Source organism: Marinibaculum pumilum (assembly GCF_042646425.1).
Classification (GTDB): domain Bacteria; phylum Pseudomonadota; class Alphaproteobacteria; order Ferrovibrionales; family Ferrovibrionaceae; genus Marinibaculum; species Marinibaculum pumilum.
In genome coordinates this window covers 569,837-596,010 of sequence record NZ_JBHRTR010000054.1, presented here as the reverse complement: position 1 = coordinate 596,010, position 26,174 = coordinate 569,837, and the positions used below count along the sequence as shown (strand labels likewise).

21 protein-coding genes are annotated in these 26,174 nt (G+C 68.7%); 11 read left to right on the top strand and 10 right to left on the bottom strand.

Annotated features, from left to right (window positions below; genetic code table 11):
* Nucleotides 1-2: 2 nt before the first annotated feature.
* Nucleotides 3-1,019 (bottom strand): branched-chain amino acid ABC transporter permease, encoded by a 1,017-nt coding sequence (locus ACFOGJ_RS29650; protein WP_379906927.1) that lies wholly within the window; start codon nt 1,017-1,019, stop codon nt 3-5.
* 245 nt (nt 1,020-1,264) lie between these two features.
* Entirely contained in the window at nt 1,265-2,605 is a 1,341-nt protein-coding gene (locus tag ACFOGJ_RS29645) for a substrate-binding protein (protein WP_379906925.1), read from the bottom strand.
* 268 nt (nt 2,606-2,873) lie between these two features.
* Between ACFOGJ_RS29645 and ACFOGJ_RS29640 the strand changes: the two genes are divergently transcribed.
* Nucleotides 2,874-4,367, top strand: coding sequence for a helix-turn-helix domain-containing protein (locus tag ACFOGJ_RS29640; RefSeq protein WP_379906924.1), 1,494 nt, complete (start codon nt 2,874-2,876; stop codon nt 4,365-4,367).
* Between the two features lie 9 nt (nt 4,368-4,376).
* On the opposite strand, the gene ACFOGJ_RS29635 is transcribed toward ACFOGJ_RS29640, so the two are convergent.
* Nucleotides 4,377-6,152, bottom strand: a complete 1,776-nt coding sequence (locus ACFOGJ_RS29635; protein ID WP_379906923.1) for a sensor domain-containing diguanylate cyclase — start codon at nt 6,150-6,152, stop codon at nt 4,377-4,379.
* Nucleotides 6,153-6,388: 236 nt separating this feature from the next.
* Here ACFOGJ_RS29635 and ACFOGJ_RS29630 point away from each other — a divergent pair, with 236 nt between their 5' ends.
* Nucleotides 6,389-7,321 carry an AEC family transporter gene (locus tag ACFOGJ_RS29630; RefSeq protein WP_379906922.1) on the top strand — a complete coding sequence of 311 codons (933 nt, stop codon included), beginning with the start codon at nt 6,389-6,391 and terminating at the stop codon, nt 7,319-7,321.
* Nucleotides 7,322-7,341: 20 nt separating this feature from the next.
* On the opposite strand, the gene ACFOGJ_RS29625 is transcribed toward ACFOGJ_RS29630, so the two are convergent.
* Nucleotides 7,342-8,004: a TetR/AcrR family transcriptional regulator gene (locus tag ACFOGJ_RS29625; protein ID WP_379906921.1), complete on the bottom strand. Its 663-nt coding sequence runs from the start codon at nt 8,002-8,004 to the stop codon at nt 7,342-7,344.
* 258 nt (nt 8,005-8,262) lie between these two features.
* Here ACFOGJ_RS29625 and ACFOGJ_RS29620 point away from each other — a divergent pair, with 258 nt between their 5' ends.
* From ACFOGJ_RS29620 to ACFOGJ_RS29605, 4 genes are all read left to right on the top strand, one after another.
* Nucleotides 8,263-9,030: an ABC transporter ATP-binding protein gene (locus ACFOGJ_RS29620; protein WP_379906920.1), complete on the top strand. Its 768-nt coding sequence runs from the start codon at nt 8,263-8,265 to the stop codon at nt 9,028-9,030.
* A 10-nt stretch (nt 9,031-9,040) separates the two neighbouring features.
* Complete coding sequence (locus ACFOGJ_RS29615; RefSeq protein WP_379906919.1) at nt 9,041-9,781, top strand: ABC transporter ATP-binding protein; 741 nt, start codon at nt 9,041-9,043, stop codon at nt 9,779-9,781.
* Between the two features lie 72 nt (nt 9,782-9,853).
* A complete protein-coding gene (locus ACFOGJ_RS29610) occupies nt 9,854-10,741 on the top strand; it encodes a branched-chain amino acid ABC transporter permease (protein WP_379906918.1) in 888 nt (295 codons plus the stop codon).
* A gap of 107 nt (nt 10,742-10,848) precedes the next feature.
* Nucleotides 10,849-11,712 carry a branched-chain amino acid ABC transporter permease gene (locus ACFOGJ_RS29605; protein ID WP_379907088.1) on the top strand — a complete coding sequence of 288 codons (864 nt, stop codon included), beginning with the start codon at nt 10,849-10,851 and terminating at the stop codon, nt 11,710-11,712.
* 73 nt (nt 11,713-11,785) lie between these two features.
* Here ACFOGJ_RS29605 and folE read toward each other — a convergent pair whose 3' ends face one another.
* From folE to ACFOGJ_RS29585, 4 genes are all read right to left on the bottom strand, one after another.
* Nucleotides 11,786-12,397 (bottom strand): GTP cyclohydrolase I FolE, encoded by a 612-nt coding sequence (gene folE, locus ACFOGJ_RS29600; protein WP_379906917.1) that lies wholly within the window; start codon nt 12,395-12,397, stop codon nt 11,786-11,788.
* Nucleotides 12,394-13,122, bottom strand: a complete 729-nt coding sequence (locus ACFOGJ_RS29595; protein ID WP_379906916.1) for an SDR family NAD(P)-dependent oxidoreductase — start codon at nt 13,120-13,122, stop codon at nt 12,394-12,396. Before ACFOGJ_RS29595 ends, folE begins: the two co-directional genes overlap by 4 nt.
* 116 nt (nt 13,123-13,238) lie before the next feature.
* Entirely contained in the window at nt 13,239-13,907 is a 669-nt protein-coding gene (locus tag ACFOGJ_RS29590) for a TetR family transcriptional regulator (protein WP_379906915.1), read from the bottom strand.
* Nucleotides 13,908-14,027: 120 nt separating this feature from the next.
* Complete coding sequence (locus ACFOGJ_RS29585; RefSeq protein WP_379906914.1) at nt 14,028-15,638, bottom strand: AMP-binding protein; 1,611 nt, start codon at nt 15,636-15,638, stop codon at nt 14,028-14,030.
* A gap of 112 nt (nt 15,639-15,750) precedes the next feature.
* On the opposite strand from ACFOGJ_RS29585, the gene ACFOGJ_RS29580 reads away from it, so the two are divergent.
* A complete protein-coding gene (locus ACFOGJ_RS29580; RefSeq protein WP_379906913.1) occupies nt 15,751-16,971 on the top strand; it encodes an ABC transporter substrate-binding protein in 1,221 nt (406 codons plus the stop codon).
* Between the two features lie 85 nt (nt 16,972-17,056).
* On the opposite strand, the gene ACFOGJ_RS29575 is transcribed toward ACFOGJ_RS29580, so the two are convergent.
* Complete coding sequence (locus ACFOGJ_RS29575; protein WP_379906912.1) at nt 17,057-18,982, bottom strand: feruloyl-CoA synthase; 1,926 nt, start codon at nt 18,980-18,982, stop codon at nt 17,057-17,059.
* Nucleotides 18,983-19,078: 96 nt separating this feature from the next.
* Complete coding sequence (locus ACFOGJ_RS29570) at nt 19,079-20,809, bottom strand: N-acyl-D-amino-acid deacylase family protein (protein ID WP_379906911.1); 1,731 nt, start codon at nt 20,807-20,809, stop codon at nt 19,079-19,081.
* Nucleotides 20,810-21,019: 210 nt separating this feature from the next.
* Here ACFOGJ_RS29570 and ACFOGJ_RS29565 point away from each other — a divergent pair, with 210 nt between their 5' ends.
* The 4 genes from ACFOGJ_RS29565 (at nt 21,020) to ACFOGJ_RS29550 (ending at nt 26,066) form a co-directional block, all read left to right on the top strand.
* Nucleotides 21,020-22,231, top strand: a complete 1,212-nt coding sequence (locus ACFOGJ_RS29565) for an ABC transporter substrate-binding protein (RefSeq protein ID WP_379906910.1) — start codon at nt 21,020-21,022, stop codon at nt 22,229-22,231.
* A 240-nt stretch (nt 22,232-22,471) separates the two neighbouring features.
* Nucleotides 22,472-22,840 (top strand): response regulator transcription factor, encoded by a 369-nt coding sequence (locus ACFOGJ_RS29560; RefSeq protein ID WP_379906909.1) that lies wholly within the window; start codon nt 22,472-22,474, stop codon nt 22,838-22,840.
* On the top strand, nt 22,837-23,334 hold the full coding sequence (locus ACFOGJ_RS29555) for a hypothetical protein (protein WP_379906908.1): 498 nt from the start codon (nt 22,837-22,839) through the stop codon (nt 23,332-23,334). The genes ACFOGJ_RS29560 and ACFOGJ_RS29555 overlap by 4 nt, the downstream gene beginning before the upstream one ends.
* Nucleotides 23,334-26,066, top strand: a complete 2,733-nt coding sequence (locus tag ACFOGJ_RS29550; RefSeq protein ID WP_379906907.1) for an ATP-binding protein — start codon at nt 23,334-23,336, stop codon at nt 26,064-26,066. Before ACFOGJ_RS29555 ends, ACFOGJ_RS29550 begins: the two co-directional genes overlap by 1 nt.
* Nucleotides 26,067-26,174: the final 108 nt, after the last annotated feature.

Here is a 26,174-nt window from a genome sequence, read left to right as displayed (position 1 = left end):
GCTCAGCCCTCCATCACGCCGCGCCGGCCCAGCAGGCCGCGGGGGCGCACCAGCAGGATCACGACGGCGACAAGGTAGATGATGATCTGGTCGATGCCGGGGATGATCGCCTTCACCTCGTTCATCGAGGCGAAGGATTGCAGGATCCCCAGCAGGAAGCCGGCCAGCACCGCGCCGCCCAGCGAGCCCATGCCGCCGACCACGACGACGACGAAGGACAGGACCAGGAAGTCCATGCCGATATGGTAGTCGGGCGGCAGGATCGGCGTGTACATCACGCCGGCCAGGCCGGCGACCACGGCCGCCAGGCCGAAGACGATGGTGAAGCGGCGCTGGATGTTGATGCCCAGCAGGCCCACCGTCTCCCGATCGCGCATGCCGGCGCGGACCACCATGCCGAAGGTGGTGAACTGCAGGAAGGCGAAGACGCCGAACAGGACGAGGCCGGAGAACAGCAGGTAGACCAGCCGCCACCAGGGATAGATCACGTTGGCGCCCAGGCCGATCCAGCTGCCGATATCGGCGCTGCCGTCGACGATCTCCGGCGGCGGGGTCGGGATCGGGTTGGCGCCGAAGATCGCCTTGATGATCTCCTGCAGAACGATCGCCAGGCCGAAGGTGACCAGGATCTGTTCCGCATGCGGGCGGCGGTAGAAGAAGCGGATCAGGCCGCGCTCCATCGCCAGGCCGATCAGCAGCATGACCGGGATCGCCAGGATGATCGCCAGCGGCACCGAATAGTCGATGATCACCTTGCCGGTATCGCCCAGCCAGATCTCCAGGTAGGGGATCTCCTTGTAGGCGTCGAAGAAGGTGATGCTCTCGTCCTTCACCTTGGAGGAGAGGGTGAGCAGCTTCTGCATGGTGACGGCGCAGAAGGCGCCGAGCATGAACAGCGCGCCATGGGCGAAGTTGACGACGCCCAGGGTGCCGAAGATCAAGGTCAGGCCCAGGGCGATCAGCGCATAGGCGCCGCCCTTGTCCAGGCCGTTCAGCAGCTGCAGGACGAGCGCGTCCATCGGCTTTGGTCCCATTCCTTGGCAGATGCCGGTGCCGGCACCGCGGTTGCGGGCGCCGGCATGGCGGAAAAAAAAGGGGCCGGCCGCCGATCCGCCCTCTCGGGAAAGGCGGCCCGCTTGCGCGGGACCGGACGGCCGGCCAGACGTTGGCGGAGGAACGCCGACGCCCCAGACGGGCCCGGCCGAAGCCGGGCCCCGATACGCGGGTCCAGTCAGAAGACCCTGAAGCTACGCAGCCTGCCCGGTCAGCTGACGTTGTAGGGGCCGAGCGAGCCCGGGAAGGTGTCGACCGGATAGGTCACCTTGTCGCGCGGCACGATCTTCACGACCTCCAGCAGGTCGAACTGGCTGGTCGGGTTCTCCTTGCCGCGCACCACCAGCACGTCCTTGAAGCACTGATGATCCTCGGCCCGGTACAGGGTCGGGCCGTTGCCCATGCCGTCGAACTCGAAGCCTTCCAGCGCCTTGATCACCTCCGGCGGATAGAAGGTGCCGGCCTGCTCGCAGGCATTGGCGTAGAGCAGCGCCTGCACGTAGCAGGTTTGCGCCGCCTGGCTGGGCGGGAAGCCGTATTCCTGGCCGAAGGACTTCACGAAGGCCTGGCTGCCGGCATCGGTCAGCGACCAGTGCCAGTTGGTGGTGCCCAGGATGCCCTTCACGTTGTCGCCCGCGCCCTGCGCCATCAGGCGGGAATAGAGCGGCACCACGACCTCGAACTGCTTGCCGTTGACCTGCTTGTCGCGCAGCCCGAACGCCACGGCCTGGGTCAGGGAGTTGACCATGTCCTTGCCGTAGTGGTTCAGGATCAGCACGTCGGCGCCGGAATTCAGCACCGGCGTGATGTACTGCGAGAAGTCGCCGGCGCCGAGCGGCGTACGGACCGTGGCGGTGGTTTCCCAGCCGAGCGCCTCGGTGGCGTTCTTGATCGACTCCTCCTGGGTCCAGCCCCAGGTATAGTCGGCGGTCAGGTGATAGGCCTTGCGGTCCTTGCCGTATTCCTCCTGCAGCACCGGGGCGAGCGCCAGGCCCGACATATAGGCGTTGAAGAAGTGGCGGAAGCCGTAGCGGCGGCGGTCCTTGCCCGTGGTGTCGTTGGAATGGGTCAGGCCGCACATGAAGATGACGCCCATCTCCTGCGCCAGCGACTGCTGCGCGATCGCGGTGCCGGAGGACGAGCCGCCGGTGAACATGATCACGCCGTCCTTCTCGATCATCCGCTTCGCGGAGGCGCGGGCGGCGTCGGACTTGGTCTGGGTGTCGCCGGTCACGAAAGTGACCTTCTTGCCCAGCACGCCGTTCCCCTTCAGGGACTTCGGCGCCATGGTGTTGAGCATGCCGCCGTCGCCCTCGCCGTTGAGGTGCTTGACGGCCAGCTGGTAGGCGCGCAGCTCGTCCGCGCCCTCATCGGCATAGGCGCCGGTCTGCGGCACGTTGAAGCCGAACACGACATTGGCGGCATTGCCGGGATTGTTGCGGAATTCCTGCGCCCAGGCGCCGCGGTTGATCATCGGAACGGCCATCAGCCCGGCAGCTGCGGCGGCGCTCCCCTTCAGCAGGGTGCGGCGGGAAAATCCATTGCGGTTCATCTTTTTCCTCCCGGAAGTTGTCGGTCCTGCGCGCTGCGGCCGCCCCGGTTGCTCCGGATCTCCACCGGTCACACCGGCGCCGCAATTCTTACCTGACCGCCCCAGACTCGCCGCTCATGGTCAATTCAGCAATAAGATATTGAAAATAAACGGTAATTTTGTAAAAATGCGAGAATGGAGATTGAAAAACGTGTAAAATTTTGACCTTGCACCGCAACATGCATGACCGGTCGCGCCGGCGCGGCTGTCACCGGAAGGGCCGGCCGCGATGACCCGCACACCCATCGGCATGCGGGTGCGGGAGCGGCGCAAGAGCCTGCGCCTGACGCAGACGGCGCTGGCGGAACGGCTGGCGATCTCGGTCTCCTACCTGAACCTGATCGAGCACAACAAACGCAAGATCGGCGGGCGCCTGCTGCTGCGGCTCTGCGAGGAGCTGCAGGTCGATATGGAGTGGCTGGACGGCGCGGCCGAGCGCCGCCTGATCGGCGACCTGGAGGAGCTGGCGGCCGAACCGCTGCTGGCGCATCTGGCGCCGGACCCGGCCGCCGGGGCGGAACTGGTCGGCCGCTATCCGGACTGGTCGGCGGCACTGGTGGCCCTGCACCGCGCCTATCTGGAGCGCAACCAGACGGTGGCCGCCCTGTCCGACCGGCTGACCCAGGACCCGGCGCTGCGCGACGCCATGCACCGGATGCTGTCCACCATCGCCGCGATCCGCTCCTCGGCGGAGATCCTGGACAGCGTCGACGACCTGGAACCGGACCAGGCGCGCCGCTTCCACAGCATCATCGCGGAGGAAAGCGGGCGGCTTTCGGAAGTGGCCGGCGCCCTCACCCAGTTCCTGGAGCGGGCGCCGACGGAAACCCGGTCGATCACCCCGGTGGAGGAAGTCGACGACTTCATCATCCAGAACGACAATCGCTTTCCGCTGCTGGACGAAGCGGCGGAGGATCTGCGGCGCAGCCTGGGCGCGACCCTGCCGGCGATGGAGCCGGCGCTGGCGGAACGGCTGGAGGTGCGCGGCAAGGCGCGGCCGGCCCTGCCGGAGGGGGCGCCCGCCAGCGCGCGGCGCTTCGCCCTGGCGATGGCGGTGGCCGATGCCGAATGCGGCGAGGCGATCGCCGCGCAGCTGGCGGAGACCACCCTGCTGACCAGCGTGGCGGCGCGGCGGCGGGGCCTGCGGGCGCTGACCTCCTACCTGGCGGCGGCGCTGCTGTTCCCCTACGACGCCTTCCTGGAGGATGCGCAACGGCTGGCCTATGACATCGACCTGCTGCGGCGGAAGTACAATGCCTCCATCGAGCAGGTCTGCCACCGGCTGGTGACCCTGCGGCGGCCCGGCGCGGAGGGGGTGCCGTTCGGTTTCATGCGCGCCGACCCGGCGGGCTTCATCTCAAAGCGCTTCCCGCTGCCGCGCCTGCCGCTGCCGCGCTATGGCGGCGCCTGTCCGCTCTGGGCGGTCTATCGCGCCTTCCAGACGCCGGAGAGCTTCGTGCCGCAGCATGTCGCCTTTCCCGGCGGCGACCGCTTCCTGTTCGTGGCCCGTGCGGTGGCGAAGGCGGAGGGCAGCTTCGACCGGCCGCGGGGCCTGTTGTCGGTGATGCTGGCCTGCGACGCGGTCTATGCCGACCGCATCGTCTATGCGCGCGGCCTGGATATGAGCCAGCGAGCGCCAGCGCTGCCGGTCGGCACCTCCTGCCGGATCTGCACCCGGACCGACTGTGCGACCCGGCAGGAGGACCCGATCGTCAATCCGTGAGGGGCAGGTTCATCCGGAATGCCGGATCGCACCTGGCACCGGGTCGCCGGCCAGCGCAACCCTGTTGCGGCCGCCATGCTTGGCCGCGTAGAGCGCCGTGTCGGCCTGCTCCAGCGCCTCTTCCAGGGCCATGTCCGCCGGCAGCGGGCAGGCGCCGATGCTGGCGGAGACGGACATCTCGGTGCCGTCCTCCAGCAGGTAGGGGGTATCGATGACCGCCCGCCGCACCAGTTCCGCGGCTGCCATCAGGGAGCCGCCGCCGCCGAGGCTCATCAGCAGCACGAACTCGTCGCCGCCCCAGCGGGCCAGCAGGTCGCCGTCCTTCAGGCAGCCCGCCAGCCGCTGCGCGATCTCCACCAGCACCCGGTCGCCGGCCTGGTGGCCATGGCGGTCGTTCACCGGCTTGAAGAGGTCCAGGTCGACCAGGACGAGGCCCAGGTTGGCGCTTTCGGCCGCGGCCGCGGCGCGCCGCGGCGGGATCGCCTGCAGGAAGCCACGGCGGTTCTCCACCCCGGTCAGGGGATCGAGATGGGCGATCCGCTCCAGGGTCTCTGTGCGGGCGCGGACCATCGCCTCCAGGCGGTGGGTATTATCGCCAACGCTGCGCGCCATCTCGCCGAAGGCATGGGTGAGGCGGTCGATCTCGTCCTCGGCGGCCGAACTCGTCATGGGGGGGCGCATGTCGGAGAAGTCGCCGCTGCGCAGGCGCCCGGCCCAGACCTCCAGGGTGGCGAGGCGGTCGAGAACGCTGCGCTTGAACAGCAGGGTCGCCAGGACGGTGGCGGCGACCAGGATCAGCACCAGCAGGGCGGCGATCGGGCGGAACAGGCCGTCGTCGATGATCTCGTCGATGTCCATCAGGGTGATGTTGTACCAGCCGATCCGGTCCAGATAGCCGATGCCGGCCAGCACCCGGCGGCCGCCGATCTCCACGAAGCCGGCCTCCACAGTGTCGCCGTCGGCCGCCACCCGCGCCATCATCGCCGCCATGGAGTCGCGGTCCTGCGGTCTGTCCAGCAGGTTGAAGATCGTGTTCTTCGCCTCGATGTCCTTGGTCAGGCTGTGGAAATCGATCTGCGCGGCATCGCGGTGCGCCTGGATGGCGCCCGCATGGTCGACGAAGATGCTCTCGACACCCTTCTGTTCCGCGTCGACCACCTCCCGGATGAAGCTGGACAGGTCGATGCCGGTGCCCGCAATGCCCAGCGGCCGGCCGTCCGCACCCTGGATCTTGCAGTTCACCCAGACCTTCGTCACCGCCAGGTTGTCGTCATGGTCGACATTGAGCTGGCAATCCTCCGGCCCGGCGAGGGTCGTGAAGTACCAGCCGTCGCGGGGGTTCGCCGGGTCCACCGCGTAGCGGCGCTCCTGTCCGGCATAGCTCTGCGCGCTGTCGTTGAAATAGTAGTTGCCGGACGAATCGAGGATCACGAAGGCGGAGCCGTCCCGGAAGGCACGGCGGAAATGCTCCATCTCGGCCAGCCCGCGGGCGCGCACCTCGGGGTCCTCCTCGTTGCGGGCCCATTCCAGGATGGCCGGAGAGCGCGCCAGGGTCTTCGCCAGCGACGCCTCGCTGATCAGTGTCTCCAGCCCCCGGTAGCGGTCGAACAGGACCTGCTTCTCGGCGAACAGCCTGCCCAGGCGGATGGTCGTGGTATCGATGATGCGGTCGAAGGCCAGCCAGGCCGGCACCGAGATCGCCACGAAGATGGCCACCATCAGCACCGCCACCCGGGCCCGCAGACTGGTCCGGAACAGGCTGGCGAGGGCGCGCAGGCCGATCATCCCTGCCGGGTCTCCTGGTTGCGCATGCCGATGGCCATCTGTCGTCCCGGGCGGCCCGTTGCCGGCGACCGGCCCCACGCCGGGGCCCGCCAGCAACGGAGGGTTTTCGATCTGCAGAAAGTTGCTAGCAAGAAGTAGTTAGCGAAAAACTAACAAGCAAGAGCCATGCCGTGGGCGTGCCGCGGCACCCGGGCCCGACGCCAGGACGGACGTGAACCGCAGATGGATCCTCAAGCATGACAATCGCCGCCTTCGTCCTGCCGGTCTTCGGCGTGATCCTGGCGGGCTGGCTCGCAGGCGCCGTCGGCTATCTGCCACGCAGCCTGTCCGGCCCGCTGGTCCAGTTCGCCTACAATGTGGCGATGCCGGCGCTGATCTTCCTCGCCATCGCGCGGGAAAGCTTCGACCAGCTGCTCGACTGGGGCTTCATCGCCGCCTATGGCGGCGGCTCCCTGCTGGTATTCGCCGGTGTCGCGATCGCCGCCCGCCTGGTCGGCGGACGGGATGCCGGCGCGGCGGCCCTGCTCGGCGCGCTGGCGGCGATGACCAATACCGGCTTCGTGGCCCTGCCGATCCTGCAGGCGATGTACGGCGAAAAGGGCATCCTGCCGGCGGCGATCGCCAGCGTCTTCATCGCCGTGGTGCTGTTCCCGGTCTGCGTGATCCTGCTGGAGCGGGCGGCGCATGACGGGGCTGCGCGGCAACAGGGGACGGACGGGGCCGGGCTGCTGCGTCGGGTGCTGCTGAATCCGCTGATGGTCTCCACTGTCGCGGGTATCGCCTGGAGCCTGTCCGGCATCGCCCTGCCGGCCTGGCTGGCGGGCTTTACCGGGATCTTCGCCGCCGCCATGACCCCCTGTGCGCTGTTCGCCATCGGCCTCGGCCTGACCCTGGACGTCCTGCGCGGGGAATGGCGTCCGGCCGCCCTCCTGACGGTGATGAAGCTGGTGCTGACGCCGGTTCCGGTCCTGCTTCTGGCGCATCTGCTGGGGCTGGATGCCTTCCAGACCGTCGCGGCGGTGGTCTGCGCGGCGGTTCCGACGGCCAAGACGGCCTACATCCTGGCGGGGGAATACCGGCGCGAGGAGGGGCTGACCGGCGCCACCGTTTCCCTGTCCACCCTGGCGTCGGTGGGCAGCCTGCTGGCCTGGCTCTATCTTCTGACCTGAGGAATGGCGGCGGGCGGCGGTCAGGAGGTGGCGCCGACCATGCGCAGCACCATGCCGGCATAATGGTCCGCCAGGTCCTCCGGCGTCGTGCCGCCGCCGGGCCGGTACCAGCCGGCGACGGCGGTGCACATGGTGACGACGGCCAGGGTCAGTTCGGCCGCCGGCTCGGTGCTGCGGAAACGGCCCTCGCGCAGCCCGTCCTCGATCGCGGTCCGGAAGTACCGGCTGATCCGGTCCCGCATCTCGATCACCCGCGGACGGTCCTGGGGATGCAGGCTGCGCAGTTCGCTGTTGCCGACGAAGGATTCGCTCTGGGCGCGCGCATGCAGCAGCACATGGGCGCGCACCAGCGCCGCCAGCCGGGCGTCGGGCGCCGGCCCGGCTTCCGCCTCCACCACCGCGAGTTCGTCGAGCAGCACCTGGCAGATCCGGCTGACGATCAGCCACAGGATGTGGTGCTTGGAGGGGAAATAGTAGTAGCTGTGCGAGACGCTGGTTCCGGCACGCCGCGCAATGTCGCGCATCGACGTGCCGTGGAAGCCCTTCTCGACAAAGGCCTCCAGCGCGGCGTCCAGCAGCATGGTGTCGTTGACGCGCCGATCCTCCGTCGCCTCCGCCGGCATGGCGTCGGACAGATCGGCATCGCCGCCCGATGGCGCGGGCCGCGCACGGATGGTGGCCATCCCGTCTCCCTGTCTCCGCAACAGGTACATTGCCCGCTGCGGTATTCGTTGCCGTCAGGATAACCGAAACCTGTGCCGCACTGGAATGGCTTTCGGCTCCAGCGAGTGGAACAACGCGGCTTCCGCCCCTCCGGCGCAAAGTCCGGATTGCGTCCAGCCACGAAATCATGATTAGATTGAGCGTTCGTTCAAAAAATGTGGGCCGCGCTGTCGTGCGGCCCGGGCGCGGCGCCAGAACCGCAGCAACAGGGAGGGGAGATGGACGCCGACCTCGTTCTCGAGACACGGGGACTGACCAAGGAATTCCGCGGTTTCATCGCCGTTAAGGATGTCGACCTGCGGGTCCGGCGCGGCACGATCCACGCGCTGATCGGACCGAACGGCGCCGGCAAGACCACGGTCTTCAACCTGGTGACCCGGTTCCTGCCGACCTCGGGCGGGCGGATCCTCTACAAGGGCCGCGACATCACCGCGACCCGCCCGGCGGAGGTGGCGCGCCTGGGCATGGTGCGCTCCTTCCAGATCTCCGCCGTGTTTCCGCATCTGACCGTGCTGGAGAATGTGCGGATCGCCCTGCAGAACCGGCTGACCCGCGACACCTACCGCTTCTGGAAGTCGGAGCGCTGCCTGGACCGGCTGAACGACCGGGCGCTGGACCTGATCGAATCCGTGGGGCTGGGCGGCAGCGAACAGCAGAAGGCCACCGACCTGTCCTATGGCCGCAAGCGTGCGCTGGAGGTGGCCACCACCCTGGCGCTGGACCCGGAGGTGATGCTGCTGGACGAGCCGATGGCCGGGATGGGCCATGAGGATATCGGCCGGATCACCGCGCTGATCCGCAGGCTGGCGAAGGACCGCACGGTGCTGATGGTGGAGCACAACCTGTCGGTGGTCGCCGACCTGTCGGACACCATCACGGTGCTGCAGCGCGGCCAGGTACTGGCGGAGGGCAGCTATGCCGAGATCTCCCGCGATCCGCAGGTCCGGCAGGCCTATATGGGCTCCGCCGACGCGATGAGCCATTAGGGGCATGTCCGTGTCAGAGGCACAGACCCGAACGCAAACGCCGGCCCGGACGCAGCCATTCCTCGCGGTCGAAGGGCTGCAGGGCTGGTATGGCGAGAGCCATGTGCTGCACGGCGTCGACCTGCAGGTCAGGGAGGGCGAGATCGTCACCCTGCTGGGCCGCAACGGGGCCGGCAAGACCACCACCCTGAAGGCCCTGATGGGGGTCCTGGAGCGGCGCAGCGGATCGATCCGGCTGCGCGGCACGGAGGTCTCCAACTGGCCCTCCAACCGGATCGCCCGGGCCGGCATGGCCTGGTGTCCGGAAGAGCGGGGCATCTTCGCCGGCCTGTCGGTGGAGGAGAACCTGATGCTGCCGCCGGTGGTGGCGCCGGGCGGGCTGCCGGTCGCGGAGCTCTACACCCTGTTTCCGAACCTGGAGGAGCGTCGCGGCAGCCAGGGCACCCGCCTGTCCGGCGGCGAGCAGCAGATGCTGGCGATCGCCCGCATCCTGCGCACCGGTGCCCGGCTGCTGCTGCTGGACGAAGTGACCGAGGGGCTGGCGCCGGTGATCGTGGAGCAGATCGGCGTGACCGTCGGGAAGCTCCGGGAGGCCGGCTACACGATCCTGCTGGTGGAACAGAACTTCCGCTTCGCCGCCAGCCTCGCCGACCGCCACTACGTCATGGAGCATGGCCGGGTGGTGGACGAGATGGCGGCGCACGAGGTCGCCGACCGCCAGGCCAGCCTGAACAAGTATCTCGGTGTCTAGCGGGCACCGCATCCGGATGTCCGGGAAGAATGGGTCCGGCCGGCATCTGCCGGGCAGGGAGGAAACCAATACATGTTCGACCTGATCGGCATCCCGCCTCAGGTACTGCTTGGCCAGGTTTTCCTGGGGCTGATCAACGGCTCGTTCTACGCGCTGCTCAGCCTTGGCCTGGCGGTGATCTTCGGCCTGCTGAACGTCATCAACTTCACCCACGGCGCGCAGTACATGCTGGGTGCCTTCGCGGTCTGGCTGCTGCTGAACTTCCTGGACATCGGCTACTGGCCAGCGCTGATCCTGGCGCCGCTGGTCGTCGGTGCCCTCGGCATGGCGCTGGAGAAGGTGCTGCTGAAGCCGATGTACAAGCTGGACCATCTCTACGGCCTGCTGCTGACCTTCGGTCTGGCGCTGATCATCGAGGGCGTGTTCCGCGACATCTATGGCGTGTCGGGGCGGTCCTATCCGGTCCCGGAGGCGCTGCAGGGCGGCCATAACCTGGGCTTCATGTACCTGCCGACCTACAGGGGCTGGGTGGTGGTGGCCTCCCTGGTGATCTGCCTGTCGACCTGGTTCCTGATCGAGCGCACCCGCCTGGGCGCCTATCTGCGCGCGGCGACGGAGAACCCGCAGCTGGTGCAGGCCTTCGGCGTCAACGTGCCCCGCATGGTGACCCTGACCTACGGCCTCGGTGTCGGGCTCGCGGCGGTGGCGGGCGTGATGGCGGCGCCGATCTACCAGGTGAGCCCGCTGATGGGGTCCAACATCATCATCGTTGTCTTCGCCGTCGTGGTGATCGGCGGCATGGGGTCGATCGTCGGCGCGATCGTCGCGGGCTTCGGCCTGGGCATGATCGAGGGGCTGACGAAGGTCTTCTATCCCGAGGCCTCCAGCACGGTGATCTTCATCATCATGGCCATTGTGCTTCTGGTGAAGCCGGCCGGCCTGTTCGGGAGGACCGCCTGATGTCGATCAACAGCATGCCGCAGGCCGGCGGCATTCCCTCACTGGCGCGGCTGAGCGAGCGTTTCGGCCCGGCGCTGCTGCTGCTGCTGGCGCTGCTGGCGCCCTACATGCTGTACCCGGTGTTCCTGATGAAGGCGCTGTGCTTCGCGCTGTTTGCCTGCGCCTTCAACCTGATGCTGGGCTTCGGCGGGCTCTTGTCCTTCGGCCATGCCGCCTTCTTCGGCGGCGCCGCCTACATCACCGCCCATGTCGCCAAGGTCTGGGGGCTGGAGCCGTTGCTGTCGATCCTGCTGGGGACCGGCGCCGCCGCGGTGCTGGGCCTGGTGATCGGCTGGCTGGCGATCCGCCGCCAGGGAATCTACTTCGCCATGATCACCCTGGCCCTGGCGCAGATGGTCTATTTCTTCGCCCTGCAATCGCCGTTCACCGGCGGCGAGGACGGCATCCAGGCAGTGCCCCGCGGCCATCTGCTGGGCCTGATCGACCTCAATCAGCCGCTCAACATGTACTACTTCGTGCTGGCGGTGTTCCTGGCCGGCTTCGCGCTGATCTTCCGCGTCGTCCACTCGCCGTTCGGCCAGGCCCTGCGCGCGGTCCGCGACAACGAGCCCCGGGCGGTGTCGCTGGGCTATCGGGCCGAACGGCTGAAGCTGATCGCCTTCGTGCTGTCGGCCGCGCTGGCGGGGATGGCGGGGGGCACCAAGTCCCTGGTGTTCCAGCTGGCCAGCCTGACCGACGTCAACTGGCACATGTCGGGCGAGGTGGTCCTGATGACCCTGATCGGCGGGGTCGGCACCCTGCTCGGCCCGGTGGTGGGCGCCTTCGCGATGGTGATGCTGCAGAACTACCTGGCGGAGTTCGGGTCCTGGGTGACGATCGTGCAGGGGATCATCTTCGTCGCCTGCGTGCTGCTGTTCCGCCGCGGCATCGTGGGCGAGATCCAGGCCCGCTTCGGCCCGCCTGCCCGCTAGCGCCGGCAGGGGCGCCCGGACGGTTCGCCGGGTGCCCCTGCCGAATCCCCGCCGTTGCCTGGGGCCCCGCCGCCTAGCGGCAGCCGAGGACCGCCATCAGTTCCGCGCGCAGGGCGGGGTCGTCGCGGAAGGCGCCGGTCATCCGCGAGGTGATCAGCGCCACGCCCGGCTTGTGCACGCCGCGGGTGGTCATGCACTGATGCTCGGCGCGGACCAGGACCGCCACCCCGCGGGGCTGCAGCACCCGGTCGATCGCGTCGGCGATCTGCACCGTCATCCGCTCCTGGATCTGCAGCCGCCGCGCGAAGGCCTCCACCACCCGCGCAAGCTTCGAGATCCCGACCACCCGGCGCTCCGGCAGATAGGCCACATGGGCCGATCCGATGATCGGCGCCATGTGATGCTCGCAGACGCTCTCCAGCCGGATGTCGCGCAGCAGCACCATCTCGTCATAGCCGTCGACCTCCGCGAAGGTGCGGCGGAGGATCTCCTCCGGATCGTCGCGATAGCCGGCGAACCATTCCTCGTAGGCGCGCACGGCGCGCGCCGGCGTGTCGCGAAGGCCCTCGCGGTCCGGGTCGTCGCCGGCCCAGCGCAGCAGCACCCGCACGGCGGCTTCGGCTTCCGCGCGGCTGGGGCGGCCCTGCGGCGCGGCCGCCACGGACGATCCCGCCGCGGCGCTCATGCCCGGGCCGCCGCCATGGCGGAGGGTGCGGCCGCCGCCACCGCGGCGCCCTGGACCGCCCGCGCGGCGGGCGAGGCGAGGAACAGGATCAGGTCCGCGACCGCATCCGGCGCGGTCCATTCGCCGGGATCGCCGTCGGGCATGGCGGTCCGGTTCGCCGGCGTGTCCATCGTGGCCGGCAGGACGCAGTTCGCCGCGATGCGATGGGTCGCCAGTTCCGCGGCCATGCTTTCCGTCAGGCGGACCACCGCGCTCTTCGCGGCGGCGTAGGCGCCCATCTCCGCAGCACCGGCGCCGGCAGCCATGGCGGCCACATTGACGATGCGTCCGCCGCCGCCGGCGATCATGTGCGGCACCGCAGCATGGCAAGCGTTCAGCAGCGAACCGGCGTTCAGGTCGATCATGCGGCGCCAGATTTCGGCAGGGGTCTCGTGCACCGGTTCGCCCATGTGGAAGCCGCCGGCGATGTTGCACAGCACATCGATTCCGCCGAAACGGGCGATGGTGGCGGCCGCCGCCTCGACCATGGCGGCGCGGTCCATCAGGTCCGCCTGCAGCAGGGCCTGTTGCGGGCCCTCCGCGCCGCAGGCCGCGGCGAGGGCATCGGAGTCGATGTCGAGCAGCGCGAGCCGCGCGCCGGCCGCGCGGAAGGCGCCGGCGGTGGCGGCGCCCAGCGCGCCCGCCGCGCCGGTGATCAATACGGTTCGTCCATCCAGGCCAGTCATGGCGTTCCCATCGTGATTTGAGCAATTGTTCAAAAGAGATCATGCCACGAGCCCGGCGCCGGCATCAAACCGTCGCTGCAGCGCTCGGGCGGCTTCAGGCGGGGTTCAGGCGGGGCTCAGGCGGCACCGCGATAGCCGGCCATGCGCAGGGCGATGGCGGCATAGCGGTTGGCCATTACCTGTGGCGAAACCGGGCCGTCGGGCCGGTACCAGCCGGCAATCGCCGTGCACATGGTGATCACCGCCAGGGTGACCTCCACCGGTTCGGGGCAGGTGAACACCCCCTGTTCGATGCCGTCGTTGATCACGCCCTTGAAGATGGCGGAGACCCGGTCGCGCATCTCGATGAATTTCGGCCGGTCCTCCGCACGGAGGCTGCGCAGCTCGGAATTGCCGATGAAGGATTCGTCCTGGCGCTGGGTGTGCAGCAGCACATGCGCGCGGACGATGGCAGCGAGCCTTGCGGCAGGATCGGGGCCGGCCTCCCGATCGGCCTTGCCCAGGCTCTCCTGCAGCTCCTGCGTGATGCGGCTGACGATCTGCCAGAGCAGCTGCTGCTTCGACGGGAAGTAGTAGTAGCTGTGGGAGACGCTGGTGCCGGCGCGGGCGGCGATGTCCCGCATCGAGGTGCCGTGGAAGCCCTTTTCGACGAAGGCCTTGATCGCCGCCTGCATCAGCAGCTCTTCGCTGACGGCGGGCTGCGCGGCGGCGCCGGGCACGGCATGCGCCGCGATTTCCCGGCTCTTGCCATCCGCTGCGTTCCGACGTCTGCCCTGAACTGCCACTTGCCGCTCCGTTCGATCCTGCCGGGTCGCCTGCCGCCCCGGCGGTGGTCGGAAGGATAGCCAATCGGTTGTGCTACCGGCCACTTCCTCGGCGCGCGGTGCCCCGGCGCAATGGGCCTGCTAGCCGCGCGCGCGCAGCTCGCTGCGGCGGATCTTCCCGGTCATCGACATCGGCAGGCTGTCGGTCACGGCGATGTGCCGCGGATATTCGTGCGCCGCCAGCTTGCGCCGGACGAAGTCCCGGATCTCCGCCGAAAACGACTCCGACTCGGCATAGCCGGGGTTCAGGACCAGCCAGGCCTTGATCGCCTCCGTGCGTACCGGATCGGGGATGCCCACCACCGCCGCCATGGCGATCGCGGGATGGCGCATCAGGCACTGCTCGATTTCTCCGGGACCGATCCGGTAGCCGCCGCTGTTGATGATGTCGTCGCTGCGGCTCACGAACCACAGATAGCCGTCCTCGTCCTGCTGACCCAGGTCGCCGGTGTTCAGGAAGCCGCCGCAATACTTCGCTTCCGTCGCATCCGGGTTGTTCCAGTAGCGCAGCATCATCACCGGGTTGGGCGCCCGGACACCGATGAATCCGGTGGTTCCGCAGGGCAGCTCCTGGCCGGCCTCGTCGATGATGCGCACGTCATGACCCGGGACCGCCCGGCCCATCGAGCCGGGCCGGGTGGGGAACATCCGGGTATTGCTGCCGACGACGACATTGCACTCGGTCTGGCCATAGGCCTCGTGCAGGTCGGTGCCGAACGTCTCCCGCACCCAGTCCAGAAGCGCCGCGTCCAGCGCTTCGCCGCCGGTGAACATGGTGCGCAGCCGGGGCCCGCCGCCAAGTCCGGCACTGCGGATCATCTTCAGCGCGGTCGGCGGCAGGAAAGCGTTGCTGACCCGATGGCTGCGCATCAGGTGCAGGGTGTCTTCGGGGTCGAATTTCGGCGGCCGCCGCGCCAGGACCGGCACGCCGCAGTACCAGGAGGTCAGGAAGATGTCGAACAGCCCCGCGATCCAGGCCCAGTCGGCCGGCGTCCAGACCAGGTCGTCGGGCTGCGGGAGGAAGTCGAACAGGACCTCCATCGCCGGCACATGGCCCAGCAGGACCCGGTGGGCATGCAGGGCGCCCTTCGGGTCGCCGGTCGTGCCGGAGGTGTACATCAGGACGGCAGGATCCTCGGCTGCCGTGTCGACCGGCTCGAAGCTGTCGGATGCCGCCTCCAGGGCGCGGTCGAAGAGGGTATTGTCGCGGCTTCCGGCATCCTCGCCGATGACGAAGACATGGCGCAGCTCCGGCAACCTGTCGCGCACCGCCGCGATCTTTTCGGCGCCGGCAAGGTCGGTCACCAGGGCCTTGGCGCCGCTGTTGCCCAGGCGGTATTCCAGAGCATCCTCGCCGAACAGGGTGAACAGCGGGATCGACACCATGCCCGCCTTGAACGCCGCCACATGGGCGATAGCGGTTTCGGGCGATTGCGGCAGGAACACGCCGATCCGGTCGCCGCGCGACAGGCCGCCGGCCACCAGGGCGTTGGCGAAGCGGTTGGTCAGCCTGCGCATCTCGTCGAACGAATAGCTGCGCGCCGCCCCGCTGTCGGTGATGTGCAGCAGGGCGGGACGGCCGTCGCCCCGCGCGTGGCGGTCGCAGACCGCGACACCGATGTTGAACCGTTCCGGCACCGACCATGCGAAGTCCCGGCGAAGCCGGTCGTAGTCGTGTGTCCTCGGCAGCATCGGCATCCCCACCCTTGGCTTCGTTTGATTGAACGTTCGCTCAGATTTTCTAAGATGCTCCCTGGGGGCGGTCAAGCAGGCCGTTCCCAGGGAGAACAACGGAGGAAATGCCATGAAGGCACTCATTGCGGTTCTGACCGCAGGCGCGTTCGCGCTGCAGGCGGCACCGGCCGACGCCCAGGTCACCGACGACGTCGTGAAGCTCGGACTGATCACCGACATGTCGGGGCTGTACTCCGATGTCACCGGGCCGGGCAGCGTCGAAGCGATGAAGATGGCGGTGGAGGATTTCGGCGGCTCTGTCCTGGGCAATCCGATCGTGACCCTGTCCGCAGACCATCAGAACAAGGCGGACATCGCCTCCACCAAGGCGCGGGAATGGTTCGACCGCGAGCAGCTGGACGCGATCATGGATGTCGCCGGTTCCGCGGCCGCACTGGCGGTGCTCAACATCGCCAGGGACCGCAACAAGGTGGCGGTGCTCAGCGCGCCGGCGGCGGCGAGCATCGTCGGCGAGCATTGCACGCCGATCTCGGTCCAGTACGTCTACAACACCGCGGCGATGGCGCGCAGCACCGGCGGCGCGGTGGTCGGCCAGGGCGGCGACAGCTGGTTCTTCATCACCGCCGACTATGCCTTCGGCCATCAGATGGAGGAGGATACCGGGGCGCTGGTGAAGGCGAGCGGCGGCGAGGTGCTGGGCGCGGTGCGCTCGCCGCTCAACACGACCGACTTCTCGTCCTACCTGCTGCAGGCGCAGGCGTCCGGCGCGAAGGTGATCGGTCTGGCGCTGGCCGGCGGCGACCTGGTCGCCGCGATCCGACAGGCGTCGGAGTTCGGCATCACGCAGGGCGGACAGCGCCTGGCGACCCTGCTGTTCTTCGTCAACGACGTCCACAGCCTGGGGCTGGAGACGACGCAGGGACTGACCCTGACCTCCGCCTTCTACTGGGACAGCAGCGACGCGGCGCGGGAATGGTCGCAGCGCTTCTACGACCGGCTGGGCAAGATGCCGAACATGATGCATGCCGGCACCTACTCGTCGACGATGCACTACCTGAAGGCGGTGCAGGCCGCAGGGACCGACGAAACCGATGCGGTGATGGCGAAGATGCGGGAGATGCCGATCGACGACTTCTTTGCCAGCGGCGGCCGGATCCGCGCCGACGGCCTGATGGAGCACGACATGTTCCTGTTCGAGGTGAAGTCGCCGGAGGAGTCCAAGGGGCCGTGGGACTATTACCGGCAGGTCGCCAGGGTGCCCGGGAACCAGGCCTATCCGAGCCTGGCTGAGAGCGGCTGCCCGCTGGTGACGGGCCGGACGGACGGCTGACCGGGCGGACGGCTGACCGGGCGGGCCCGCGCCGTGCCCTGCAGGCGGCGGTACCGCCTGCAGGGCAGGTCTCGGGAAGGAGGGGTCAGCCGGCTGCGGCGGCGACGGCCGGCAGGAGGCTGACCACGTTCGGCGCCGGCGGCTCGGCGTAGAGCGACTCGACGGCGTCGGCGCGGCGCTGCAGCACCGCGCGCTGGTTCACATAGCCCTTGTCGGTGATCTCGTTGGCGTCGCTGGAGGCAGGTTCGGACAGGAGCATCAATCGCTGCACCCGCAGGGAGGAACCGGTCGCACCGGCGGTGAAGTCGCGCAGCCTTTCCTGCAGCCGGGCATGCAGCCGGGCATCGCCCGCCAGTTCCGCCATGCCCGCATCCGGCTTCCCGGCAATCCTGCGGCAGGCCTCCAGGTTGGGCCAGGCCAGGACCGCCACATAGGGCCGGTCATGGCCGGCGATCACCGCATCCTGCAGTTCCGGCACCTCCGACAGCAGGGCCATGCGCAGGCGGCCGACCGGGACGAAGCTGCCGGTCTGCAGCTTGAAATCCTCCACCAGCCGCCCGTCCGGCTGGATGCCCTCGGCCGGGTCGTTGGGATCGACCAGTCGGGCAGCGTCGCCGATCCGGTAGAAGCCGTCCTCGTCGAACACCGCCCGGGTCAGCTCCGGCTGCCGGTGATAGCCGGGGAAGACGATCGGCCCCTTCAGGCGCAGCTCGTGCCGGCCGTCCTGCGGCACCAGCTTCACGGTGACACCGGGCAGCGGCAGCCCGACCCGTCCCGGCCCGTCGACGGGCCAGTGCAGCAGGGTCGCGATCGGCGCGGTCTCGGTCGACCCGAAGGCGGTCATGAAGACGATGCGCTGGCCGATGGTGCGGACCGCGCAGGCCTGCAGCCGGTCCCAGACCGATTGCGGCAGCCCGGCGCCGCCGTAGAACATGTGCTGCAGGTCGCGGAAGAAGCGTTCCGCCAGCGCCGGGTTGCGCTCCAGCGCGTCCGCCAGCATGCCATAGCCGACGGGCACGTTGGCGTACTGCGTCGGCGAGACCTCGACCAGGTTCTCAAGGGTTTCCGCGAAGCGGTCGGGCAGCGGCCGGCCATCGTCGATGTGGAGCAGGCCGCCGCGGCGGACCACCGTGTTCAGGGTCAGGTTGCCGCCGAAGGTATGGTTCCAGGGCAGCCAGTCCAGCAGCACCGGCGGATGCGCGGGATCCGGCGGCAGCGCCCAGTCCAGCATCGCCTGGTTGGCGCAGAGCATGCCGTGGGTGTTGGGCACCGCCTTCGGCGTGCCGGTGGAGCCGGAGGTCAGCAGGAATTTCGCGATGGTGTCGGGGCCGACCGCGTCCCAGGCCCGGTCCAGCGCCGGCCCGGGCGCGGTCCGCAGCAGACTGTCGAAGCCGGTGGTGGCGGGAAGATCGGCCGGTGCATCCTCGACCACCACAAGTTCGGGCGGCGCATCGGGCAGCGCGGCCAGCAGATGCAGCGCGCGGGCATATTCGGTGCCGGACTGGGCGAAGACCATGCCCGGGGTCAGCAGTTTCGCCAGATGCCGGATCTTGCCGAGATCGGCGCTGAGCAGCGAATAGGCCGGCGAGACCGGCGCGACCGGAACTCCGCACATCATGCCGGCCAGGGTCAGCAGCGCCTGTTCGATGGAATTGCCGGAGAGGATGAGGACCGGCCGCTCCGGGCCCAGAACCCTGTCCAGCAGCGCCTGGGCGATCGCCTGCGCGCGCGCGAACGCCTCGCCGTAGCTGAGGCTGCGCCAGGGCCGCAGCGGCGCGCCCGGCTGCCATGCGCCGATCCGCTGGCGAAGGAAGGGCCGATCGGGGTCGCTGACGGCCCAATGGCGGAGATAGTCGCCGAAATTCGTCTGGCCCGGCGGTGCTTCGCCGAGTGATCGCAGCAGCAAGGTGCCGTCGGGACAACGGTCCCAGGCGGCGGCCCGGGCCGCCAGCCGGATCGGCCGATAGGGGACATCGGCGGCGGATGGCGGGCTCATGGGCGTGGCAGTCACTCTGTTCCTCCCGGATCCTGCGCGGGCGCTTCGACGGTGCCCTGCGCCTGGCGTCCGGGGCTGCCGCCGGCGGTGGCGGCAGCCCCGGTACGGCAGCTACTCGGCGGCGATCGCCTTGGCGATGGCCGCACCGGTGCCGTGACGGAGCAGGCGGCCGGAATAGGTCTCCGTCTGCTGGTCGTCGCGGATCGTCACCTCGCCGTTGACCAGCACGTACTTGTAGCCGCTGGCCCGCTGGATCCGCCGCCATTCGCCGGCGGGCAGGTCGTGGACGATCTCTTCCTTCAGGACCTTCAGGTTCTCGTAGTCGTAGACGACGATGTCCGCCGGCGCGCCCTTCTGCAGCACGCCGCGGCCCTGGAAGCCGGCGACCTGCGCGGGCAGGGCGGACAGCCGCCAATGCGCCTCTTCCAGGGTGATCATCTCATGCTCGCGGACCACCTTGCAGATCGTCTCGGTCGGATAGCGCCCGGCGGTCAGGAACTTGGTATGCGCACCGCCGTCGGAGACGCCGAACAGGACATAGGGATTGTCCACGATCTCCTTCAGGTACTCGATCTTGCCGTTCGGCGGCGCGGCGAAGAACTCGGTCTCCAGGTTCTCCTCCACCGCGATGTCGAGCATCACGTCGACCGGATGCTTGCCCATCTTCTCGGCGGCGAGGGCCAGGGTATGGTCCTCCCACTGCTTGTTCTTCTCCGACTTCGGGCCGACGATCACGATCTCCGGCAGCGGACCGGTGGCGGTGATCGGCATGTTGTCCCGCAGGGCCTGACGGCGCGCCGGGTCGCCGAGCTTCTGCAGCCGCTCCTCGAAGGTGCCGGTGGTGGCTTCGCGCCAGGCCTCGGCATCGTCGAACAGGTTCCAGTTCTCGAAGGTGAAGGTGAAGCCGGCGTCGGTGGTCAGCCCCTGGCCGACGACACGGATGCCGCGCGCGCGGCAATCCTCCAGCCAGGCCAGGACCCGGCGGTGGATCTCCGGCCGGTGGTCGAAGGCCTGCACGACGTTCATGATCATCGGCCGGCCCGAGATCTCCGACAGCTCCTCGTAGAACTTCTGGTCGCGGTCATTGTCGCCGGAGATCATCAGCATCTGCATGAAGCCCTCGTTGCGGGCGCGCAGCACCTTCGCCAGCTCGCGGCAGGTGTCGTCATGCATCACGTCGGTGGGCATCGGCGAACCGTCGAAGTCGCGCTGCACGGCCGCCGGCCCGTCGGGCAGCATCCGCTGCGCGGACCAGCCGCAGCCGCCGGCGTCCAGCGCCTCGTTGAACAGGCGGCAGAGCTCGGCATGCTCTTCGTCGGTCGGCTTGCGGCCGGCCTTCGCATCGTCGAAGCCCAGCACCCAGATCAGCATCGGGCCGACCGGCACGTAGGGCAGGATGTTCACCGCCTTCGGCGTGGCATCCACGCTGTCCAGGAATTCCGGGAAGGTCACCCAGTCCCAGGGCATGCCCGCCTTCATCGAGGCGAGCGGGATCGCCTCCACCCGGGTCATCGACAGCATCGAGCGCTCGCGCATCTCCGGCTTCACCGGCGCGAAGCCGAAGCCGCAATTGCCGATCACCACCGAGGTGATGCCGTGCCAGCTGGAGAGGGTGCAGTAGGGGTCCCAAAAGACCTGGGCGTCGTAGTGGGTGTGCAGGTCGATGAAGCCGGGCGCGACGATCATCCCCGCTGCATCGATAACTTCGTCGGCGTCCGCCGCATCGATATGGCCGATCTCGGCGATCAGCCCGTTCTTGATGGCGATGTCGCCGCGATACCGCGGTGCGCGACTGCCATCGATGATCATGCCGTTTTTGATAACCCGGTCGAAGCGTGCCATCAGGTTCCTCCTTGCATCCGATTTGAACGAACGTTCTAACATCGCCACGGGCCTGTCAAGACGTCGCCGCCTCCTGCGCCTTGCAGATCCGGCAAGGAAGGCATGTTGACAAGGAAGCCCAGCAATGGGATTGATAGAACGTTCGTTCAAAAGTGTCGATGCGCATTCGGCCGCAGGGCCGGGCATGCGACCAATCAAGGGAGGATGGAGATGTTGACAGGCTTGTTGCGTACGGCAGCGGCGGCGGCGCTGCTGGCGGCGGCTGGCGCCCTGCCGGCGCAGGCGGCGGACGACCCGGTGCGGATCGCCTTCATAACCGACATGTCGGGGGTCTATTCCGACCTGGACGGCCGAGGCGGCCTGGAAGCGATCACCATGGCGGTCGAGGATGCGGGCGGCGAGGTCCTCGGACGCAAGGTCGAGATCCTGTCCGCGGACCACCAGAGCAAGGCGGATATCGCCTCTGCCCAGGCGCGCGAGATGGTCGCCCGGCAGGATATCGACCTGCTTCTGGGCGGCACCAACAGCGCCGCCAACCTGGCGATGCAGAGCATCATGACCGAGGCGGGCCGGCCGTTCATCAGCATCGGCGGTACCACGCCCCGGCTGACCGGGCCGGACTGCACGCCCTGGACCATCGCCTATTTCTACGACACCACGTCGCTGGCCCGCAGCGTCGGCGCCGCGGCGACCCGCTCGGCCGGCAAGACCTGGTACTTCCTGACCGCCGACTACACCTTCGGCCATTCGCTGGAGGAGGACGCCACCGCCGTGGTGAAGCAGAACGGCGGCGAGGTGCTGGGTTCGGTGCGTCACCCGCTGGGCACGACCGACTTCTCCGCCTTCCTGCTCAGCGCGCAGGCCTCCGGCGCCGAGGTCCTGGCCCTGGCGAATGCCGGCCCCGACCTGGTGAATGCGATCAAGGGCGCCAAGGAGTTCGGCCTCACCGACAGCATGAAGCTGGCCTCCCTGCTGATGTTCATCGGCGACATCCACGCCCTTGGCCTGGAGAACACCCAGGGGCTGCTGATGACCGAGGCCTGGAACTTCAACCTGTCGCCGGAGGCCCAGTCCTTCGCCGACCGCTTCTACGAGAAGATGGGCAAGATGCCGAACGGCCTGCAGGCCGCGGAATACTCCGCCACCCGCACCTATCTGCGGGCGGTCGAGGAAGCCGGCACCACGGATCCCGACGCGGTGATGAAGAAGATGAAGTCGATGGAAATCGACGACATGTACGGCAAGGGCTACATCCGCGAGGATGGCCGCTTCGTGCATGACCTGTACCTGTTCCGCACCAAGACGCCGGAGGAATCGACCGGCGAATGGGACCTGCTGGAACTGGTGACCACCGTGCCGGGCGAGGAAGCCTTCGGCAAGGAGCCCAACGCGTCCTGCGAGTTCGCCTCAAAGCAGGGCTGACCGGCCGGCGGCCGACAGGCCGCACGGTCCCTGTCAGACTCACCTGTCAGACTCACCTGTCAGACTCACCTGGGCCCCGGCAGTGCCGGGGCCCTTCTTCATTGCCGCACCCCCTCTGCCGGGCGGCCGGTGCGCGCGGCGGCGGTCGGCGCTACACTCCACCGGAACAAGCGGACGACGAGCCGCGATGCCGCCGGCGGGACCGCCGCAGGTGGGCCATGACAGGGGAGGGCCGGCAGCGTGACAGCGCGCGTGCTGATCGCGGAAGACGAGCCGAATATCGTGGAATCGCTGAGCTTCCTGCTGAAGCGGGAGGGGCTGGACGTGACCGCGGTGCTGGACGGGGAGGAGACCCTGCGCGCCCTGCAGGCGGATGCCCCGGATGTGGTGATTCTTGACGTCATGCTGCCGTCGATGGACGGCTTCTCGATCCTGAAGCAGATCCGGGCCGATCCGCGGCTGAAGGCATTGCGGGTGATCGTCCTCACGGCGAAGGGTCAGGCGCAGGACCGCCGGACGGCGGAGGAAATCGGCGCCGACGCCTTCATCACCAAGCCGTTCTCCAACCGGGACGTCGTAGAGCGGGTGCGGCGGCTGGCCGGGTTGTGAGCGCGCCCGGACCGGAGGGGGACGGGGGCGCCGATCGCGGCACCCCGCGCGAGGTCGACCGCGAGGCCGCGGCGGAGAGCGGCGCCGCCGATCCGCCCGCAGACCAGGGGGAACCACCCGGCGTCGTCGGTCACGAAGCCTCGCCCAAGCTGCGCGACGCTGCGCTGGTGCTGCCGCTGCTGGGCGTGTTCCTGCTGCTGCCGCCATTCCCGGAGATCTTCATGGCGCCGGTGCGACTCGCCGGCGTGCCGCTGATCGTGCTCTACATCTTCGGCGTCTGGCTGGCGATGATCCTGGCCGCGCTGTGGCTGGCCCGCCGGCTGCAGGGGCGGGGAGCGACCGAGACGCGCCACCCGGGCGATTCGCGCGGGCAGGCGGAGTATCGCGGCCAGCGGGACGGTTGGCGTGCCGGCGCCGACAGGGGGAGCCGGGCGGCGCCGGCGGCGGCGCCACCCGCGGAACCGGGCGCCGGGCCGGGGAGGGGGCGCGACTGATGCTCTCGGCCAACCTGATCCTCGCGGTCTCGCTGGCCTATGTGGCGCTGCTGTTTCTGGTCGCCTTCCTGGGCGATCGCCAGGCGAGTCGCGGCCGCACCCGATGGATCCAGTCGCCGCTGATCTACACCCTGTCGATCTCCGTCTACTGCACCTCGTGGACGTTCTACGGCGCGGTCGGTTCGGCGGCCCGGAACGGGCTGGAATTCGCCACCATCTATCTGGGGCCGACCCTGGTCTTCGTCGGCTGGTGGTTCCTGCTGCGCAAGCTGGTGCGGATCGGCCGGGTGCACCGCATCACCTCGATCGCCGACCTGATCTCCTCGCGCTACGGCAAGAGCAACACCCTGGCGGTGATGGTCACCCTGATCGCGGTGATCGGCTCCACCCCTTATATCGCGCTGCAGCTGAAGGCGGTGACCACCAGCTTCCAGGTGATCGGCGGCGATGTGCTGGAGGGGCTGACCGGCCTGCCGGCCGGCGAGCCGGACTTCCGAGCGGCGTTCTGGATCGCCGCCGGCATGGCGCTGTTCACGATCCTGTTCGGCACCCGCAACATCGACGCCAACGAGCGCCATCACGGCGTGGTCGCCGCGATCGCGCTGGAGGCGCTGGTGAAGCTGGTGGCACTGGTCGCGGTCGGCATCTTCGTGGTCTTTGCGCTGGCCGACGGCCCGTCGGAGATCTTCGACCGCGCCTCGCCCCAGATCCTGCATTCGGAGGAGGTGTTCGGGCCGCGCTGGATCGCCCTGACCTTCCTGGCGGCGACCGCAGTGATCTGCCTGCCGCGGCAGTTCCAGGTGACGGTGGTGGAGAATTCCGACGAGCGCCACCTGGCCACCGCGGCCTGGATGTTCCCGCTGTACATGTTCCTGATGAGCCTGTTCATCCTGCCGATCGCCATCGGCGGTCTGCATTTCATGCCGGAAGGCGCAAATCCCGACATGTTCGTGCTGACCCTGCCGATGTCGGTGGGGCAGGATGCGCTGGCGATGCTGGCCTTCCTGGGCGGCTTCTCCTCCGCCACGTCGATGGTGATCGTCGCCTGCATCGCGCTGTCGACGATGGTGTCGAACCATATCGTCATGCCGGTGGCGCTGCGGCTGCCGGGCCTGGGCATGCATGGCCAGTCCGGCGATGTGCGGCAGCTGCTGCTGACCAGCCGCCGGATCAGCATCTGCCTGATCCTGGCCCTGGGCTTCCTGTACTTCCGGCTCAGCGGCAAGTCCGACGCCCTGGCGGCGATCGGCCTGATCTCCTTCGCCGGTGTGGCGCAGTTCCTGCCCTCCATCATCGGCGGGCTGTACTGGCGGCAGGCCAGTGCCGGCGGCGCGGTGGCCGGCCTGGCGGCGGGCTTCGCGCTCTGGGCCTATACCCTGTTCCTGCCGAGCTTCGAGGGCGACTTCCTGCTGTCGCAGTCGGTAATCGCGAACGGCCCGTGGGGCATCGCGGGGCTGCGGCCGCAATCGCTGTTCGGCATCCACGACGACGCGCTGGTCAACGCGCTGTTCTGGAGCCTGGGCGTCAACACCATCGTCTTCGTGCTGGGCTCGCTGTTCCGCGACCTGCGGCCGCTGGAGCAACTGCAGAGCGCGCTGTTCGTCGATGTCTTCCGTTCGCCGCTGGAGGACGAGCATCGCTTCATCCGGCGCTTTGCGACGGCGGAGGACCTGTTCGTCCTGGCGCAGCGCATCCTGGGGCCGGAAAAGGCGCACCGCATCTTCCGCGACTTCGCCCGGCGTCAGGGGCGGGAACGCGAGCTGCCGGAGCCGAGCGGCGCCTTCATCGCCTATCTGGAGCGGCAGCTGGCGGGCTCGGTCGGCGCCGCCTCGGCGCGGGCGATGGTCAGCCAGGTCGCCAGCGGCGAGACCATCAGCCTGAACGAACTGATGACCATCGCCAACGAGACCGCGCGGCTGATGGAGTATAGCCGCCAGGTGGAGCAGAAGTCGCAGGAACTGGAAGCGGCCGCGGCGCAGCTGCGCGCCGCGAACGAACGGCTGCAGCGGCTGGACGCGGAGAAGGACGATTTCCTGAGCCAGGTCAGCCACGAGGTCCGCACACCGATGACCTCGATCCGCTCCTTCTCGGAAATCCTGCTGGAGAGCCGCGACCTGTCCAGCGACCAGGCGCAGCGCTTCATCGGCATCATCCACGAGGAGAGCCTGCGCCTGACCCGCCTGCTGGACGAGATCCTGGACCTGAACCTGCTGGAGCGTGGCGAGGCGAGCTGGCAGCTGGCCCGGATCGACGCGCAGGAGGCGGTGGGCCGGGCGATCGACACCTGCCAGGGCCTGGCCCGGTCCGCCGGCGTCGCCCTGGAACGCATCGGACCGCTGCCCGCCCTGCCGGTGCAGGCCGATGCCGACCGGCTGCGGCAGGTCTTCATCAACCTGCTGACCAATGCGGTGATCTACAACACCGCGCCCGCGCCGCGGGTCCTGGTGGAATGCCGGATGGAGGGCGGCCGCGCGGTGGTGGAGGTGTCGGACAACGGGACCGGCATCGATGCCGAGCAGCGGCGGACCCTGTTCACCAAGTTCTCCCGCAACTGGGCGCGGGCGAAGCCCGGCGGCGCGGGGCTGGGGCTGGCGATCTCATGGCAGATCATGCACCGGCTGGGCGGTGCGCTGGACCTGCTGCCGGCGCGGCCGGGAGAGGGTGCCCGCTTCCGGGTCAGCCTGCCGCTGGCGGCAGCGGAAACGGCGGCCGCCCCGCAGGTGCGGGGCTGAACGCCGGCGCCTGCCGGCACGCTAGAATGCATCGCATTCATGCATCCGGATCAGAAACATTCATTTGATGGATGTGGGGGCTGCCGATAGCGTCCCCTGCGCAGTGCG